This window comes from Diaphorobacter sp. J5-51 (genome assembly GCF_001023515.1).
GTDB lineage: Bacteria > Pseudomonadota > Gammaproteobacteria > Burkholderiales > Burkholderiaceae_C > Diaphorobacter > Diaphorobacter nitroreducens.
Genome location: NZ_JSYI01000090.1, coordinates 1 through 1,394, shown reverse-complemented (window position 1 = coordinate 1,394; position 1,394 = coordinate 1). Strand labels below are relative to the sequence as shown.

The 1,394-nt window shown below is 63.0% G+C and carries 1 protein-coding gene; it reads right to left on the bottom strand.

The features are described from left to right. Positions 1–69: 69 nt before the first annotated feature. Positions 70–1,341, bottom strand: coding sequence for an IS256 family transposase (locus OX89_RS12490; protein WP_047350851.1), 1,272 nt, complete (start codon positions 1,339–1,341; stop codon positions 70–72). Positions 1,342–1,394: the final 53 nt, after the last annotated feature.

Here is a 1,394-nt window from a genome sequence, read left to right as displayed (position 1 = left end):
GGGAGTGTCAGGATTTCTGTGTGTGAGGCTGTTGAATCCGTCACTCAATCGTGAGGCGGCTTGGTGATCTTACTGGCCCGATCTGGTAAATCGGTCCTCGTAGAGGATCGCAAATTGGTTCATCGCTGATTTCCAGTGGTTGGCCGCCCGCCCCCAGTCCGCGGTGATGTTGCGCAGCGCCAGCCAGATCAGCTTGGTGGCCGCCTCGTCGCTGGGGAAGTGGCCGCGCGTTTTGATGATCTTGCGCAGCCGTGCGTTCACGCTCTCGATGGCGTTGGTGGTGTAGATCACGCGCCGCACCTCGGGCGGGAAGGCGAAGAACGGGATGACCTTGTCCCAGGCCCGGCGCCAGGCGCTGACCACGGTCGGGAACCGCTGCCCCCAGGGGCCGGCCGCAAACGCATCCAACTCGGCCTCGGCCGCCTCGGCGCTCACCGCGGTGTAGATGGGTTTGATGGCTGCGGCCAGCGCCTTGCGGTCTTTCCATGACGCAAAGTCCAGGCCACCCCGGATCAGGTGCACGATGCAGGTCTGCAGCGTCGTCGCCGGGAACACTGCGCCCAGCGCCTCTGGCATGCCCTTGAGGCCGTCGGTGACGGCAATCAGGATGTCCTGCACCCCGCGCGTCTTCAGATCGTTGAAGACCTTCATCCAGAACTTCGCCCCCTCGGTGTTCTCGATCCAGATTCCCAGGATGTCGCGCGAGCCGTCAGGCAGTACGCCCAGCGCCAGGTAGACGGCCTTGGAGCGCACCACCGCATCCTCGCGAATCTTGACCCGCAGCGCATCGAAGAACACCACCGGGTACATCGCCTCCAGCGGCCGTGTCTGCCAGGCCGTGACCTCGCCCATCACCTCATCGGTGACACGGCTGATGAGCTCGGGCGAGACGTCCACCGAGTACATCTCAGCCAGGAAACCCTGGATCTCGCGCACCGTCATGCCGCGTGCGTACATGGCGATGATCTTGTCGTCGAAACCCGTAAAGCGCCGCTCGTGCTTGCCAATGAGCTGCGGCTCGAAGCTGCCTTCGCGATCGCGTGGGACATCGATGCGCAGCGCCCCCACATCGGTCAGTACGGTCTTGGTGCTCTTGCCGTTGCGGTGGTTGGCTGATCCGCCTGTGGGCTTGGCTTGGCCGGGCGCATAGCCTAGGTGATGACTCATCTCGGCGCCCAGCGCCCGCTCAAGAATTGACTTCTTGAACTGATCGAACAGCCCTTGGACTTGGCCCGGCGTCATGGGCCCGGTCACCAACTGGTCAAGCAGCTCGGCCGGGATGTGAAATTGCGGCTGTGCCGCCTGGTCCGCCAAAGCGGTGGGTTTGGTCTTGCGTGGCATTCATGCTCCTTGTCGACATGCTATGCCTCACACACAAAATTTCTGACAAGCTC

Excerpts from the sequence above, each read along its gene's own strand:
- OX89_RS12490 (WP_047350851.1), bottom strand. The coding sequence starts at position 1,341 with ATGCCACGCAAGACCAAACCCACCGCTTTGGCGGACCAGGCGGCACAG.